Source organism: Agrobacterium sp. H141 (assembly GCF_057158725.1).
Map to the genome: position 1 here is coordinate 82,396 of NZ_JBXENI010000002.1, position 15,036 is coordinate 97,431.

The 15,036-nt window shown below is 60.2% G+C and carries 11 protein-coding genes and 1 pseudogene; all 12 read left to right on the plus strand.

Features of this window, described 5'->3' with window-relative positions:
• The first annotated feature begins 23 nt into the window (after positions 1 to 23).
• On the plus strand, positions 24 to 2,732 hold the full coding sequence (gene tssH, locus ACWPM9_RS20625; protein ID WP_484757765.1) for a type VI secretion system ATPase TssH: 2,709 nt from the start codon (positions 24 to 26) through the stop codon (positions 2,730 to 2,732).
• A 127-nt stretch (positions 2,733 to 2,859) separates the two neighbouring features.
• The gene (locus tag ACWPM9_RS20630; protein ID WP_484757766.1) at positions 2,860 to 3,837 is read left to right on the plus strand and encodes a hypothetical protein; all 978 of its coding nucleotides are present in this window, start codon (positions 2,860 to 2,862) and stop codon (positions 3,835 to 3,837) included.
• 192 nt (positions 3,838 to 4,029) lie between these two features.
• Positions 4,030 to 4,503: pseudogene (tssB, locus tag ACWPM9_RS20635) on the plus strand (type VI secretion system contractile sheath small subunit); the annotation flags it as partial.
• 183 nt (positions 4,504 to 4,686) lie between these two features.
• Positions 4,687 to 6,960, plus strand: coding sequence for a type VI secretion system contractile sheath domain-containing protein (locus ACWPM9_RS20640; protein WP_484757983.1), 2,274 nt, complete (start codon positions 4,687 to 4,689; stop codon positions 6,958 to 6,960).
• Positions 6,960 to 7,253 carry a hypothetical protein gene (locus ACWPM9_RS20645; protein ID WP_484757767.1) on the plus strand — a complete coding sequence of 98 codons (294 nt, stop codon included), beginning with the start codon at positions 6,960 to 6,962 and terminating at the stop codon, positions 7,251 to 7,253. Before ACWPM9_RS20640 ends, ACWPM9_RS20645 begins: the two co-directional genes overlap by 1 nt.
• 22 nt (positions 7,254 to 7,275) lie before the next feature.
• On the plus strand, positions 7,276 to 9,402 hold the full coding sequence (locus ACWPM9_RS20650; protein WP_484757768.1) for a type VI secretion system Vgr family protein: 2,127 nt from the start codon (positions 7,276 to 7,278) through the stop codon (positions 9,400 to 9,402).
• Positions 9,403 to 9,413: 11 nt separating this feature from the next.
• On the plus strand, positions 9,414 to 10,040 hold the full coding sequence (locus ACWPM9_RS20655) for a DUF6931 family protein (protein WP_484757769.1): 627 nt from the start codon (positions 9,414 to 9,416) through the stop codon (positions 10,038 to 10,040).
• Positions 10,037 to 10,327, plus strand: a complete 291-nt coding sequence (locus ACWPM9_RS20660; protein WP_484757770.1) for a PAAR domain-containing protein — start codon at positions 10,037 to 10,039, stop codon at positions 10,325 to 10,327. Before ACWPM9_RS20655 ends, ACWPM9_RS20660 begins: the two co-directional genes overlap by 4 nt.
• Positions 10,328 to 10,331: 4 nt before the next feature.
• Positions 10,332 to 11,801: a type VI secretion system-associated FHA domain protein TagH gene (tagH, locus tag ACWPM9_RS20665; RefSeq protein ID WP_484757771.1), complete on the plus strand. Its 1,470-nt coding sequence runs from the start codon at positions 10,332 to 10,334 to the stop codon at positions 11,799 to 11,801.
• 11 nt (positions 11,802 to 11,812) lie between these two features.
• On the plus strand, positions 11,813 to 12,238 hold the full coding sequence (gene tssJ / locus ACWPM9_RS20670) for a type VI secretion system lipoprotein TssJ (RefSeq protein WP_484757772.1): 426 nt from the start codon (positions 11,813 to 11,815) through the stop codon (positions 12,236 to 12,238).
• 28 nt (positions 12,239 to 12,266) lie between these two features.
• Entirely contained in the window at positions 12,267 to 13,601 is a 1,335-nt protein-coding gene (gene tssK, locus ACWPM9_RS20675) for a type VI secretion system baseplate subunit TssK (protein WP_484757773.1), read from the plus strand.
• A gap of 22 nt (positions 13,602 to 13,623) precedes the next feature.
• Positions 13,624 to 15,033: a type VI secretion system protein TssL, long form gene (gene tssL / locus ACWPM9_RS20680; RefSeq protein WP_484757774.1), complete on the plus strand. Its 1,410-nt coding sequence runs from the start codon at positions 13,624 to 13,626 to the stop codon at positions 15,031 to 15,033.
• The last annotated feature ends 3 nt before the right edge of the window (positions 15,034 to 15,036 follow it).

A 15,036-nucleotide genomic window follows, 5' to 3' on the forward strand; every position in this document is an offset into this window, starting at 1 on the left:
GCCAACCATCGAGAAGGACGACCATGTCTGACATCAGCCGCGTCGCATTGTTTGGAAAACTGAACCGGCTGGGATACCAGTCGATCGAAAGTGCTACCGTTTTCTGCAAGATGCGGGGCAATCCCTATGTCGAACTGGTTCACTGGATCCACCAGATCCTGCAGGGGCAGGACAGCGACTTTCACCGGATCATTCGCCACTATGAACTGGAACCGGCACGGGTCGCCTCCGATCTGGTGCAGAGCCTCGATGCTCTGCCGCGCGGGTCGACCTCGATTTCAGATCTCTCGCCTCACCTTCAAGACGCAGTCGAGCGGGCCTGGGTCTACGCGTCGCTTCAGTTCGCCAGCAACCATGTCAGGACCGGACACCTGATTCTGGGAATACTTAAGGCAGCCAGGCTGAAAAGCGTCTTTGATGGAATATCAGGCGAATTCCGCAAGATCCGAGCCGAGGATTTGGCGGAATGTTTCAATGACATCCTGAATGGCTCACCCGAGGAGAGACTTGCCTCCCAGGACGGCACATCGCTGGCTTCCAGTGCGCCAGGCGAGGCCTCCGGCGCGATGCCCGGCCAGTTGGCAGGCGGAAAGTCTCTGGAGCAGTTCTGCACGGACCTGACGGAAAAAGCCCGCAATGGAGAGATCGACACCATCGTCGGGCGTGACGACGAGATCCGCCAGGTGATCGACGTGCTAATGCGCCGCCGGCAGAACAATCCGATCCTCACCGGCGAAGCCGGCGTCGGCAAGACCGCCGTCGTCGAGGGTTTCGCGCTGCGCATCGTCCGTGGCGATGTGCCACCGGCGCTACGCGAAGCGCGGCTTCTTTCCCTCGACGTGGGGTTGCTGCAGGCAGGCGCCTCGATGAAGGGCGAGTTCGAAAACCGCCTGAAGAGCGTGATCGAAGAGGTCCAGGCAAGCCCCGTCCCGATCGTGATGTTCGTTGATGAAACCCACACGCTTGTTGGTGCTGGAGGAGCAGCAGGCACGGGCGATGCCGCCAACCTGCTGAAACCGGCGCTGGCGCGCGGCACCCTGCGCACGATCGGTGCCACGACCTGGGCCGAATACAAGAAGCACATCGAGAAGGACCCTGCCCTGACCCGACGTTTCCAGGTCGTCCAGGTCGCCGAACCTGATGAGGCAAAGGCCATATTGATGATGCGTGGTACGGCTTCGATGCTTGAACGGCACCATAAGGTGCAGATCCTCGATGAGGCGCTTGAGGCGGCCGTCAGGCTATCGGCCCGCTACATCCCGGCCCGGCAGCTCCCCGACAAGTCGGTGAGCGTGCTCGATACCGCCTGCGCCCGCGTGTCGATCAGCCTGCATGCGGTACCCGCCCCCGTAGACGATTGCCGGCGTCGCATCGATGCTCTGAAGACCGAACTGGAAATCATCGGCCGCGACGAAACCGCCGGCGCAGAGGTCACGGATCGTCGCGCCAGGGTCGAAGCCGAGCTTGTAACTGAGAGTGTGTGGCTCGACGAAATCACGGTCCGCTGGGACAGCGAAAAATCACTGGTTGGCGAAATCCTCAACCTGCGCGCCCGGCTGCGCGAAGGCGGTCAACCGATCGAGACAAAGGGCGGCGGACAAGCAGCCACCGCCGCGACCGGTACGGTGCTCTCGGGCGACGAGCGCGAGGTGGCCATCGCGGAGCTGCGGCGCAAGCAGGCGGAACTTGCCACCCTGCAGGGCGAGACGCCGCTGATGTTCCCGATCGTCGATGCCCAGTCGATCGGCGCAATCGTATCGGACTGGACGGGAATCCCGGTCGGCCGCGTGGTCAAGGACGAGATCCGTACCGTTCTCAACCTGGCCGACCACCTGTCGAAACGGGTGATCGGGCAGGACCACGCGATGGAAATGATCGCCAAGCGGGTCAAGGCATCCCGCGCCGGGCTCGACAATCCGTCAAAACCGGTTGGCGTCTTCATGCTGGCTGGCACGTCCGGCGTCGGCAAGACGGAAACCGCGCTTGCGCTGGCCGAGACCCTATATGGCGGCGAGCAGAACGTCATCACCATCAACATGTCGGAATTCCAGGAGGCTCACACCGTTTCCAGCCTAAAGGGCGCCCCTCCCGGCTATGTCGGTTATGGCGAGGGCGGCGTCCTGACGGAAGCGGTGCGGCGCCGGCCCTATTCCGTCGTGCTGCTGGACGAGGTGGAGAAGGCCCATCCCGATGTGCACGAAATCTTCTTCCAGGTTTTCGACAAGGGCATCATGGAGGATGGCGAGGGCAGGGCGATCGACTTTCGCAATACGCTGATACTTCTGACCTCCAATGTCGGCTCGGAGCTCATCATGGACCTGTGCGCCGATCCCGAGTTGATGCCCGAACCCGATGGCATGGCGAAGGCCCTCCGCGAGCCGCTCTTGAAAGTCTTCCCACCCGCCCTGCTCGGCCGCATGGTGACAATCCCCTATTATCCGCTCACGCCCGACCTGGTTTCCCGCATCACGCGGCTGCAACTCGAACGCATCAGCAAGCGTGTCAAAGGCACCTATGACGTGCCCTTCACCTATTCGGACGCGGTCGTCGACACGATCGTATCGCGCTGCCAGGAGCTCGAAAGCGGCGGGCGCATGATCGACGCCATCGTGACCAACACGCTGCTGCCGACAATCTCGACGGAAGTCCTGACCCGCATGCTTGACGGCGGCAAGGTCGAGCGGATCGCCATCGACATCGCCGAGGGTGATTTCACCTACGCCTTCGACTGAATGAGCCAATATATTGGAATAAAGGGATATCTAGATAATGGAAACCACGCACAAATTTTACATCGTCGATCTGGTTCGCAATAGACCCAAGAGCAAACTCGTCCAGATACCGAAATACACTGTGAGAATGGAAATCGTTGTCACGACGAAGCGCAAAAAGCCCGTACCGGAATCGCTTCTCAAACGACTGGAGAACGAAGCCAGGGGGGCGTTGGAGGCAAAGGAGAAGGAAATAACGCTATACGCCTTCGCGGTGGCCAAGAAGGTTGACGCGCTTTTGGGGACGGGCGAACCCGATCCGCAGGATCACCAACAGGCGATGTCCATCGCTTCGACGGCGAACAAGAAAATCCAGGAGTTGCTGGATTCAGCCAAAGAGGACGCGGAAAATCGTGTCACGAAGCGGCTGGAAAACGAAAAAAATGACGACGAGAACCTATTCGAGGCGCGCGTCAAGCTCATTACTTTTATCACGGCCTCCGTGATCAAGCTTGCTGCAAGCGCGACCAAGCTTGCTGCCTCCCATGGCACCGACCTCACGGCTATTGTCGGCATCCTGAGGACACTGCGCTCCCTCCAAACGGAATTCTTGCAGCAATCAAAGAAAGAGGCACAGCTACAACAAGATCTCGATGAAGCGCTGAAGAATTTCCTCACAGAAAAGCAGAAATTTGAGCAGAAACGAGCGTCCTCAAAGGATAAGGACAATGCCGGCGATAAGGCTGAAAAAGCAAGAAAATTTTACCGCGACAATGTGACTAAGTTCCGGCACAGCATCGACAATGTATCGCTGAATGCCGGAAAAATGCAGGCAGAGATGAAGTCGGCCACGACATTGAAGGAAGGGGTCAAGGTCGGCGCGGCATGCATGAAGCTCAAGAGTGAGGTTCGATTGTTGTCCGAAACACTCGCAAAACGTGAGCGTTATCTGGCCGAATTGGCGGACATACTCGTTAAGAATGGCGCCGACGTCGATGATCGCACCCTGAGGGACAAGATCAAGGCCTTCAACAAGGACACGATCGCAGAGAAGGCCAAAAATCTCAGTGATACAATGGATGACATTTTCTCGATCTTCGAAAGCGTCAAGGAATTGACGGCTTAAGTGTGTTGAAAGGCACTTCGGCGAGAACACTCTCCGCCCTCGGAACAACGCACCCTCGCCATAGAAAAGGGCGCTGCGGTTTTTTCTCTCGAGGTCGAACCTCTTTGCACTTCCCAGGCACTAACCATGCAATAGGGGTCTCGTCGAATGTCTTGACGCTTGCCCTTTCATGGAAGTGTTAGGGTAGGTGCGATGTCGAAAAGCGGTCAAAAATTCGTAGCGCGCAACAGAGCGCCGCGGGTGCAGATCGAATATGACGTGGAAGTGTACGGAGCTGAGAAGTCCGTGCAGCTGCCATTCGTCATGGGCGTGATGGCCGATCTCTCCGGCAACTCGGCTGCCCTCCTGCCGGCGGTCGCCGATCGCAAGTTCCTGGAAATTGATGTCGACAACTTCGACGAACGCATGAAAGCGATCCGCCCGCGCGCGGCTTTCCACGTAGCCAACATGCTGACAGGCGAAGGCAACCTCTCCATCGACTTGGCCTTCGAATGCCTGGAAGATTTTTCTCCGGCGGCGATCGCGAGAAACGTTGAGCCGCTGCGCAAGCTTCTGGAGGCACGGACAAAACTCAGCCATCTCGTGACTTACATGGACGGCAAGACCGGAGCAGAAGATCTGATCGGAAAGCTGCTCTCCGATCCCTCCACGCTCGCGGCACTGACGGGGTTTTCCTGTTCGGCAGAAAATCTGCACGACAACCGCTCGAATGCGCTCGAAAGCCTGCGGGCTGCAATACCGACCACCGAGGCGCCTTCGGGGCGCGACGAAGTCAAGGCGATCCTAAATTCCCTACGTACAACGCCGGTTGCGGAAGCGGTCGACGAAAGCGCCTCCACCGCATCTGGAATGGATCGGCTGAAACTAGTCGTTGCTTCCGGCGAGGCCAGCCAAATCCCCGAGGATGCCGACCTCATCCAAGTGCCCGAACAGGTCTCCGATTCTTCCACGGAAGCGAATCCGTCTGCGGACCACGATCTCGATGCTCTGTTGAACGATCTCGGCGACGACGTTGATGAGCTACATGCCGCGGATCTGGGCAACATCGGCACCCTGTTGCCGCTGAACGTTGAAGGTCAAGATGCCGTCAATGCTCTGGCCTACGAGCTGCCGGAAAGCTCTCCCGACAACCCTCAAGTGACGCAGGCTACAGAGCTTCGACTGGATGAGGAAGCCTCTGAGGAGCCGAAGCCCTACGCTGATGACGATCCGACCGGGACGGCGCCGGACGACGACCTGAATGCCCTGCTGGGTGCGCTCGCCGCGGGAGCGCAAGGCGAGGACGAAGTCACGGAACCCGACACGGATGACGACCTCTCAAGACTCCTGGCGGGCCTTGACAACAATCAGACGGAAGAAGGTACGGACATTGAGGATCCGGCGGCAGCGATCCTGTCTGCCTTCGGCGTCTTGACGGCTGAACGCCCGGCGGAGCTGGATCTGCCGCGGCAGAAATTTCGCATTGCGCTTCTTGGCGATTTTTCCGGTCGGGCCGCGCGTGGCATCATCGAGATCGGTGACGATCTTGCGGCTCGCAAGCCGATCCGCTTCGACGTTGACAACATCGATGATGTCATCGCTCGCTTCGCTACGACGCTTGTCCTGCCCATAGGGGCCGATGGCACGAGTGTCGAAGTTCCTCTAAGGAGCATCGACGACCTGCATCCCGATGCATTGTACGACAATGTTGCCCTGTTCGCGGAACTTGCCGGTCTTCGCCAGCGCGTCGCCCGGGCCGATCAGCTGGCCATGGCCGAATTGCAGGGCTTTGCCAGCGCTCACGCGGACTTCGTCCCTCTGCCCCAAAAGCGCGCCAATGGCAGCGCCGTTCCAGCTGATCGCAGGCTCGGCGAATTCAGCAAGCTCATCGCTGACAGCAGGGATCGGTTGGCACCGCCGAGCCTAGCCTCTGAGCTTATTGCCCGGATCGTCGGCCCCCATGTCCATGCGGCCCCCAACCCCGCGCAGGACGGGATGCTCGCCGCCATTGACGAGTCTCTGTCGGGCGCGATGCGCGCCATCCTCCATCATCCGGATTTCCAGGCTGTGGAAGCCACCTGGCGCAGCCTGGAACTCTTGGCCCGGCGGGTCGAGACGGGCGCAAACCTCGAACTCGTGCTCTACGATGTTTCCGCCGAGGAATGGGCAGCCGACCTCTCGGCCCAAGACGAATTGTCGGAAAGCGGGCTATTCAGGATGCTGGCAGAGGAGCCCCGGCTCGATGATCGACAGGGCGCGCTGTCCGCCGCGTTCGGCCTCTACACGCTCGAAGAAATCCCGCCTCATGCGGAGCTGCTGGCCCGCATGTCGAAGATCTCGGCTTGGATGAACGCGCCATTCGTGGCGGCCATCTCGCCGCAATTCCTCGAAACGCGCAAGCATGACCGCCATCCGCTCGTTGCCAAGACCTGGGACGATCTGCGCGCCATCCCAGAGGCAGCCCATCTTGGCCTTGCGTCTCCACGCTTTCTTCTGCGCCTGCCGTATGGCCGAAAGACCGAACCAGTCGAGCCGTTCGACTTCGAGGAGTTTACGCTGCGCAATGGCCTCAAAGGCATGCTCTGGGCCAATCCGGTGATCCTGTCGACCATCCTCATGGCTGCCACCGTTATCCGCAGTGGCAAAACTGTTGAACTGGGCAAGGTGATGACGCTCGGTGACATGCCGATGCACGTCATCACCGACCAGCACGGCGACCAGGTGGCGTTGCCATGCACTGAACGGCTTCTGGATACGCGTGGCACAGCCGAGGTCGTTGCCCGTGGGTTCATCCCGATCCTGTCAATCAAGGGGCGCACGGAAATCCGACAGGGGTCTTTCCAATCGCTCGGCGGCGCGATGCTCGCCGGACCTTGGACGGTTACACCGACACGTCCCGTCAGCATGGACGATACCGTCATCTCCTTTGGGGCGGCCCCTTCCGCAAAGCCAGGCAAAGCGGAAGCCGATGTCAATGCCTCGCCCGACGCGGAGGTGGAATTCGATCTCGATGCCGGGAGCGTCACCTCGTCCGACGACGACACGAGCCTTGATGACTTGCTTGCCCAGTTCGCCGACGAAACTGGCGGATCGGCAGACTCTGAGATCGACCCCGAATTGGCAGCCCTTTTGGAGAGCCTCTGATGCAGAACGCTGAGACCAATCATGAGGGTGGAGATGAGGGGATTCTTCTCGTCGAGGTGGGGCAATCTTTCTGGCTGCTGGATGGCGAAATGCATCTCTCTGCCATGGCGACCGACGAAAAACCCTACCCGAAGCCGGTCCGCTGCCTGTCTCTGCCTTCGATGACGGCGTTGGGCGACCTTTTGCCGGAAGGCGTCAGCCCCGCGCAGTTATGGTCGGTCCATCCCGCCATCATCGCGCGCCTCAACCAGAACGGCGAGCTGGTCGCGGTCGAACTGGCGCCGCCGAACTGATTGGGGTCGAAGGAAAGCGTCAATGACCAGCAACAGTATCCTCAAAGGACGTCATGTCCGCCTCGAATTGCCTAACGACCTCAAGGGCTTCCTGATGAGAGCCGAGGTCACGGAAGGCCTGAGCGTGATGACGGATACGACGATCGAATTCATGTCTCAGGATATCGATCTCGACCTGCAAAAGCTGGTGGGCGAACGTTTGCGGCTGGAAGTCGACGCTCCGAACGACAAAACGCGCTATTTCCAGGGTCGCTGCATGTCTGCCGAATATCTCGGTTCGCACGCCGGACGGGGTTATTTCCGTGCCGAGGTTCGACCGTGGCTGTGGTTCCTGACACTGACGTCGAACTGCCGGATTTTCCAGGACAAGTCGGTGATCGACGTGATCAAGGAAATCTTCGGTCAGCACGGATTCTCCGACTTCCGGAATTCGACCAAACACGCCTATCCCAAGCGCAATTACTGCGTTCAGTATCTTGAGACCGATTTCGCCTTCGTGTCCAGGCTGATGGAAGAGGAAGGCATCTACTATTATTTCACCCACGAGAAGACGAAAGAGATCCTCGTTCTCGCCGACGATGCCAGTGCCCACAAGGACATTGAGGATGGCGCTGAGCTCGAATTCTACTTCCGTGAGTCCAGCTACCGCCGGACGGAGGATCATGTCTTCGAATGGCGAGGTGCTGAAAGCATTCGCACCGGCAAGGTGACTCTTCAGGACTATGATTTCGAGAAGCCAAAATCGGACCTGAAATCGGTCAAGTCGCTTCCGAAGGGCAAACATGCCTACAAGTCATACGAGCTTTATGAGTACCCCGGCCGCCATGCCGACATCCGTGAAGGCGAGCACCATGCGCGGGTCAAAGTTGAAGGCTTTGCGGCACAGGCTCAGCGCTCCCACGGAGTTTGCAATGTCCGCCAGATGGCCGCAGGCAGCAAATTCAAGCTGAAGAAGCATCCGCGCAAGGCCGAAAACAACGAATATCTCGTCCTACAGGCCCGCCATCAGCTGCAGATAGATGCCAATGTCGAAGACCGCGAGTTCATCGAAGCCATCCTTGGCCCGACGCTTGATTTCGACCGCAGCAACAGCAGCGATTCCCACCGTTGCATCTTCGAAGTTCAACCCGTGGACATGGCGTTTCGCGCGCCGCAGACGACACCGCGTCCAACCCATACCGGTCTGCAGACCGCCGTGGTTGTCGGAAAGCCGGGCGAGGAGATATGGACCGATCAATATGGCCGCGTGAAGGTTCAGTTCCACTGGGACCGCCTGGGGCGTCGCGACGACATGTCCTCCTGCTGGATCCGCACCGCTGTGCCGTGGAGCGGAAAGGGCTGGGGCATGGTCGGTGTTCCGCGCGTCGGCCAAGAAGTGGTCGTTCAGTTCGAGGAAGGTGATCTCGACCGCCCGTTGATCACCGGCATGGTTTACAACGGCGATACCAGGCTACCCTACCCCTTGCCAGCGAACCAGACGCAGGTCGGACTGAAGACGAACAGTTCCAAGGGTGGAGGCGGCTTCAACGAGCTCGTTTTCGACGACAAGCGCGACGCCGAACTCGTGCGTTTCCAGGCTGAACGCGACTACACGCAGATCGTCAAGAACAACGCCGAAATTACGGTCGGCCTTGAGCACCGCAAGGGCGGGACGCTGCGTCAGACAATTCATGGCGACAAGACCGAGACCATCCGCGAAGGCAACCACAGCTTCACCGTCGCCAAAGGCGAGGAGACGGTCTCGATCGCGCAGAAGCGGACCACCACGATCGGCAACGACGACAAGTTGACCGTCAAGGCGAACCAGGCCGTCTCGATAACCGGGGCAAAATCCGACGACATTGGAAAAAGCTACGACATCGACGTCGCGACAACGCTCAAGCTCTCGGCGGGGTCGAAGATCACGTTGGTCTGCGGCGGCTCGCAGATCGAGATGACGCCAGCGAAGATCACAATTTCCTCCACCCAGATCGAGGTAAAGGCCACGGCGACTGCCAAGGTGACTGCCGGTGCCCAATTGACGATGGAAGGCCAAGGGCAGGCCTCGCTCAAGGGAGGCGGCATGCTGAAACTGGAGGGCGGTGGCATGACCGAGCTGAAATCCGCAGGCCTGCTGATCGCCAAGGGCGCTCTGACAATGATCAACTGATGGGCACGGCGATGACGGATGGTTCACCCTATCGGGATCTGAAGAAGCTGCCAAACGTTCCGGCAGCCAAGATACTGGCACAAGGCAATGTTGTGCTGCAGGCCCGGATCGACGCTCCGGCCAATGCCTCGATTGCCGAGGTGCTGGCGGAACTCGAGACGAAGGGCGCGCTGATCGACATGCTACAGCTTCTCGCCCACAGCTTGCCCGCTCGTGAGGCAACATGGTGGGCATGCCTGTCGGCACACGACATCGTTCCCCAAGGCGCCGTCATCCCCGCCTCCCTAAAGGCGGCTGAAATCTGGGTTTTTCAGCCTGGCGTCGAAAGCCGGACCCGCGCCCGGGAGGCACTGGACACTGCCGGAAACCACGACGAGACCTTTCTGTGCGCCATGGCTGCAAGTTTTGCAGACGGCACGCTCGGCCCCGGGGAACTCGACGACTACCAGGCACCGGCCGGCGCTGTCGGTGCGGCGGTGTTCGGCATGGCCCTCACCTCGCTGTTCCACGACGAGAATAAGGTCGAAAGCCAGGGCCCGCTGCTCCTTGCCCGCGGGCTCGATATCGCCCGAGGAGGCAGCGGCAAAGCGGACCTCGGCGGAAGCAGAACCATGACGGACAGCGGGGTAAACTCATGACCCTGCCTGCAGCGCGCGTCGCCGACAATCATGTGTGCCCGATGTTGACCGGGTTCATCCCTCATGTGGGGGGGCCGATCGTCGTGCCTTGTCCGACCGTACTGATTGGCAAGATGCCGGCAGCGACTGCGACCGCCATGGCCGTCTGCATTGGTCCGCCGGATCTGATCGCCAAGGGGTCGGTCACGGTTTTGACCGGCAAGAAACCCCAGGCACGGCTTGGCGACACCTGCGCCCATGGCGGCGCAATCGTGATGGGCTGCGTCACAGTGCTGGTGGGAGGATAACATTATGGGTCTCAAGCTCCGACTGATCTCCTCGGGCACGCTTCCCAACGGGCATGCCACGATCGAAATGCAGAATGGCGCGCTGACCATTGGGCGGGGCGAGGAAAATGACCTCTCCCTTCCGGATCCGGATCGGCAGCTATCGAAGCGCCACTGCGTGCTCGAGGAACGCAATGGTGATTATGTCATCATCGATATCAGCACCAACGGCACCTTCCTCAACTATGGCACCGAACGGGTCGGAACAATTCCGACACCGCTGAACCATGGCGACGTTATTCAGCTCGGCCCATTCGAGCTGACCGTCGAGATTGCCGCCGCCATGCGCGATGCCCGCGCCGCACAGCCACTGCCGCCCGTTGAAGACAGCCCTATCGCTGGTGTCACACCGAATGCTGCACCTCCGGATCTCGTTCTCGATGATCTTCTGGGCGGTATGGCGACACCGGGCTACGACCCGCTGGACGATCTCTTGGGTTCTTCCGCGCCCATGACAGGAGCCACATCATGGGACTCAGCCCCCCTCCAGCAAGATCCGTTGTCCTCCCCCTTGCCGCGAGCCGGCGGTTTCCTCGGAGGCAGCCAGTGGCCGGCCTCGCAAGGCGCCAGCGTATCGGACCATCGCCCGACATCGCAGGATTACTTTGCCGCTCCCGCTGTGCAGCCATCCGCAATTCCTGACGACTGGGACGAAATGTTTGCACCGGCGCCGCAGGTGCCCGTCTCTCAAGCGAGATCGCAGCCGATACTACCCACAGTTCCGGCCTTCGAACCTCCACCAGTGGCGCCCTCCTTCCAGCCGGCGCATCCTCCCGATTCTGTTTCTCTGAGCCCCGCCCTCCCGGCCCAGACGGCTGCGGCGGATGTCGCTCCAGTGCCCAAGTCGGCGACGACAGGAGACGCTGCGGCCCAAGCCTTTCTCGAGGGTGCGGGCGCAGATCATCTGAACATCCCTCCAGCCGAATTAGAGGAAATCATGAGGCGGCTCGGTGGTGTTTTCGCGGCCATGGTCACCGGCATGCGAGAGATCCTGATGACGCGCGCCTCGATTAAGAGCGAGATGCGCATGGACCGCACCATGATTGGCTCGGGAGGCAACAATCCGCTTAAATTCTCGATCAGTCCGGAACAGGCGATCGAGGCGATGATCCGCCCCACAATACGCGGCTACCTCGATGCGGAGGAGGCCACCGCCGAAGCGCTGAACGACATTCGTGCGCATGAAGTGGCAATGATGTCCGGCATGCAAGCGGCGTTGAAGGACCTGCTTTTGCGGCTCGGGCCCGATCAACTCTCTGCCCGTATCGAGTCTGGAACCACTCTTGGCAGCCTGCTGGGCGGCAAGAAGGCCCGCTATTGGGAAGCCTACGAGAAAATGTACGCCCAAATCGCAAAAGAGACCGAAGACGACTTTCAGTCGACCTTCGGTCGCGAGTTCGCGCGGGCTTATCAAGCACAACTCCGCAAACTCTAAAGGAACACACCATGTCCCTCATTCGTACGATAATTGCCCTTTCAGGTTTCCTGGCTCTGTTTGGCTGTACGGCAGCAGGACCATCGGCGACGACCGTCCAGCTCTCCGTCGCAGGTACCGGCGACATGAACGGGGGCGCACCGGCCAAGGTCAAGGTTTACTACCTCGCGTCGACTGCAAACTTCCGGACCGCCGATTTCTTTGCGGTCTTCAATTCCGCCGAGGCGACTCTCGGTGCTGACCTCATCGCAGTGGATGAGGTTCAACTGGCTCCCGGCCGAACCGTGAACACGACCCGCACCTTCCCGACGCCGCCCGCTGCCATCGGTGTCGTGACCGCTTTCCGCAACATAGACGGCGCGAAGTTCCTCGACGTCCGCCCGTTCAGCGACAATGTCCGAGTCGTCGTCTCAGGCAATTCCGTGTCCATCCGCTGAACCGGCCATCTGAAGGAGAACAATACGCGTGTCCTGGGAAAACAAGGTCGTCTGGCAGGAGGGGTTGTTCCTTCAACCTCATCACTTCCAGCAGCATGATCGATACGTCGAGGCACTGGTTGCCGGTGTTGCCTCGGCGGTCGCACCGTATGCCTGGGGTGTCCGGGAACTGACACTCGACGACGAGTTGCTGAAGCTCGGCAAGATCGCTGTGAAGTCCTGCACGGGTCTGACACCAGACGGCACCACCTTCCGGATACCGTCTGCCGACGATCATCCGCCAGCGCTTGAGGTTCCGACAAGCGCAAAGAATTCCGTCGTCTATCTCGCTGTCCCGATACGTCGGCAAGGCGCCGCAGAAGTCGACATGACCGGTGCTCCGCAATCAGCGGCGCGGTTCAAACCTGACGAGATCGAAGTGACCGACAGCATGGGTCGCGACAACAGAGCGGTGCGCATGGCGATCGCTAGGTTGCGCCTGCAGCTTGCGATCGACTTGGACGACCTGTCGGATCAAATTGTCATCCCGATTGCCCGCATTATCGAAGTGCGGCAAGATCGTGAGATCATCCTCGACCGCTCCTTCATTGCCACCTGCACGGATGCCCGCGCGGCGCCGCCCCTGCATGACTTCATGCAGGAGTTGGAAGGCCTGTTGAGCCATCGCGCCGAGGCACTAGCAAGTCGCCTCAATCAGGACGGGACAACGAAGGGGGTCGCTGAAATCACCGACTTCCTTTTGCTTGTGTCCGTCAACAAGGCACTTCCCGCCATGCGCCATCTCGTCTCCATCGAGAATGCGCATCCACAGCTTATATTCCAGGCACTGACGTCGCTGGCGGGTGAAATAGCCACCTTTATGACGCCTGAGAAACTGTCTCCGCAGTTCCCGATCTACCAGCATCACGACCTCACTAACGTATTCCAGCCGGTATTCCGGGCGCTGCGCCAGTATCTGAGCGCGGTGCTGGAGCAGAACGCGGTCCGGATTCCGATTGAGCCACGCAAATACGGTGTGTCCGTAGCCCTGATCAGCGACAAGCGTCTTCTGTCATCGGCGACTTTCGTGCTTGCCGCCAAAGCCGCCGTGCCGCCCGAAAGCGTAAGACGCCACTTTCCGACTCAGGCAAAGCTCGGCCCAGTTGAGGAAATCCGCCAGCTCGTGAACTCCGCGCTACCGGGCGTCGCGCTGCGTCCGCTTCCCGTGGCACCGCGTCAGGTGCCCTACCATGCCGGCGTCGTCTATTTCGAACTCGATACCACAAGTCCGTCCTGGAAGCAGATGACGACGTCGGGCGGGCTGGCTGTGCATGTTTCCGGCGATTTTCCCGATCTCGAAATGGAACTCTGGGCCATTCGTTGAGCCCTGCCCCTAGGAGCACCCCATGAACCGTGACGACCCCTTTGCCGAACCGTTCGACACGGACAAAACAGTCATCCGACCGAACCCGGCGGGACGTCGGCCCACCGCTCCGACCCCGATGCCGCCTCCGAACCAGGCAACGCAATCCGGTCAAGAGCGACTGGCCACGCCTCCCCAAAACCATGGTCAAGGCATGGCGTCTGCCCCCCCCGGCAGCAACGTCCAGGACGTGCCCGTTGCTGCAGGTGCGACAGGTCTGAACCCACTCAATGCCGCAGCCTCGACCCTCTTCTCGCTGGTCGCCCGCATCCGCAATCGAGCGCAGCATTCCAATCCGGCAGCTTTGCGCGAAAGTGTGGTCGCTGAGATCCGCAACTTCGAAAACGCTGCATTGCAGGTCGGTGTCCCGGCGCAGTCCGTCGTCGCCGCCCGCTACGCCATCTGTGCGACGATTGACGATGTCGTTCTGAACACGCCTTGGGGTGGTCAGAGCGTCTGGGCATTGCAGAGCATGGTCGGCACCTTCCACAAGGAAACGCATGGCGGCGACAGGTTTTACGAATTGCTGTCACGCTTCGAGGCGGCCCCATCGCAGAACCGTGACCTGCTCGAATTCCTCTATGTCTGCCTGAGCTTGGGCTTTGAAGGCCGCTTGCGCGTCGCTCAACGCGGCGCCGAAAAGCATCTGGAAATCCGCGAGGGCCTCGCGAGGCTGATCAGAACCCATCGCGGCCCGGTTGAACCCGATCTGTCACTCCGCTGGAGAGGTGTTGATGTAGCGCATCGTGTGCTGTCGCTCTGGACGCCAGTCTGGAGCACTGCAGGCGCGACGCTTGCCATGACATGCCTGATTTTCTTCGGATTTTCATTGGCGCTAGGGGGCGACACCAGCCGCCTGAGCGGCCTTATTACGTCTCTCGACGTCAATGGACCTGTGGAGCTCTCTCGGCCGGCGCCACCGCCACCGCCTCCACCACCTGCCCCGCAGGAGATCTCGTCCGTCGAGGCCGTTTCCTCCTTTTTGGAGCCCGAAATCACCGAGGGGCTGGTATCCGTGGCAAGCAGTGGCAACACGTTGACCATCCGGATCACCGGCAACGGAATGTTCCCGTCTGGTTCGGATCAGCTCGAGCCACGGTTTGGCGACATTATGGACCGGGTTTCCGAGGCGCTGAACGGCGAGGACGGACGTATCATCGTTGCCGGCCACTCCGACAACGTACCGATCAAGTCCGCGCGTTTTCCCTCCAATCTCCAGCTTTCGCTATCGAGGGCAAAATCCGTCATGGACCGGATTTCCGGCACTCTGTCGGACAAGGGACGCATCACGGCCGAAGGACGCGCCGACAAGGAACCTCTGGCGTCGAACGACACGCCTGAGGGTCGAGCCACCAATCGTCGTATTGAAGTCATCCTAGTGAAGGCAGGCTGAGCC

What these genes read in the sequence shown, in the direction of transcription:
- tssJ (WP_484757772.1), top strand. Translation starts at nt 11,813, where the DNA reads ATGTCCCTCATTCGTACGATAATTGCCCTTTCAGGTTTCCTGGCTCTG.
- tagH (WP_484757771.1), top strand. Translation starts at nt 10,332, where the DNA reads ATGGGTCTCAAGCTCCGACTGATCTCCTCGGGCACGCTTCCCAACGGG.
- tssL (WP_484757774.1), top strand. Translation starts at nt 13,624, where the DNA reads ATGAACCGTGACGACCCCTTTGCCGAACCGTTCGACACGGACAAAACA.
- ACWPM9_RS20630 (WP_484757766.1), top strand. Translation starts at nt 2,860, where the DNA reads ATGGAAATCGTTGTCACGACGAAGCGCAAAAAGCCCGTACCGGAATCG.
- ACWPM9_RS20645 (WP_484757767.1), top strand. Translation starts at nt 6,960, where the DNA reads ATGCAGAACGCTGAGACCAATCATGAGGGTGGAGATGAGGGGATTCTT.
- ACWPM9_RS20650 (WP_484757768.1), top strand. Translation starts at nt 7,276, where the DNA reads ATGACCAGCAACAGTATCCTCAAAGGACGTCATGTCCGCCTCGAATTG.
- ACWPM9_RS20640 (WP_484757983.1), top strand. Translation starts at nt 4,687, where the DNA reads ATGGATCGGCTGAAACTAGTCGTTGCTTCCGGCGAGGCCAGCCAAATC.
- ACWPM9_RS20660 (WP_484757770.1), top strand. Translation starts at nt 10,037, where the DNA reads ATGACCCTGCCTGCAGCGCGCGTCGCCGACAATCATGTGTGCCCGATG.
- ACWPM9_RS20655 (WP_484757769.1), top strand. Translation starts at nt 9,414, where the DNA reads ATGACGGATGGTTCACCCTATCGGGATCTGAAGAAGCTGCCAAACGTT.
- tssH (WP_484757765.1), top strand. Translation starts at nt 24, where the DNA reads ATGTCTGACATCAGCCGCGTCGCATTGTTTGGAAAACTGAACCGGCTG.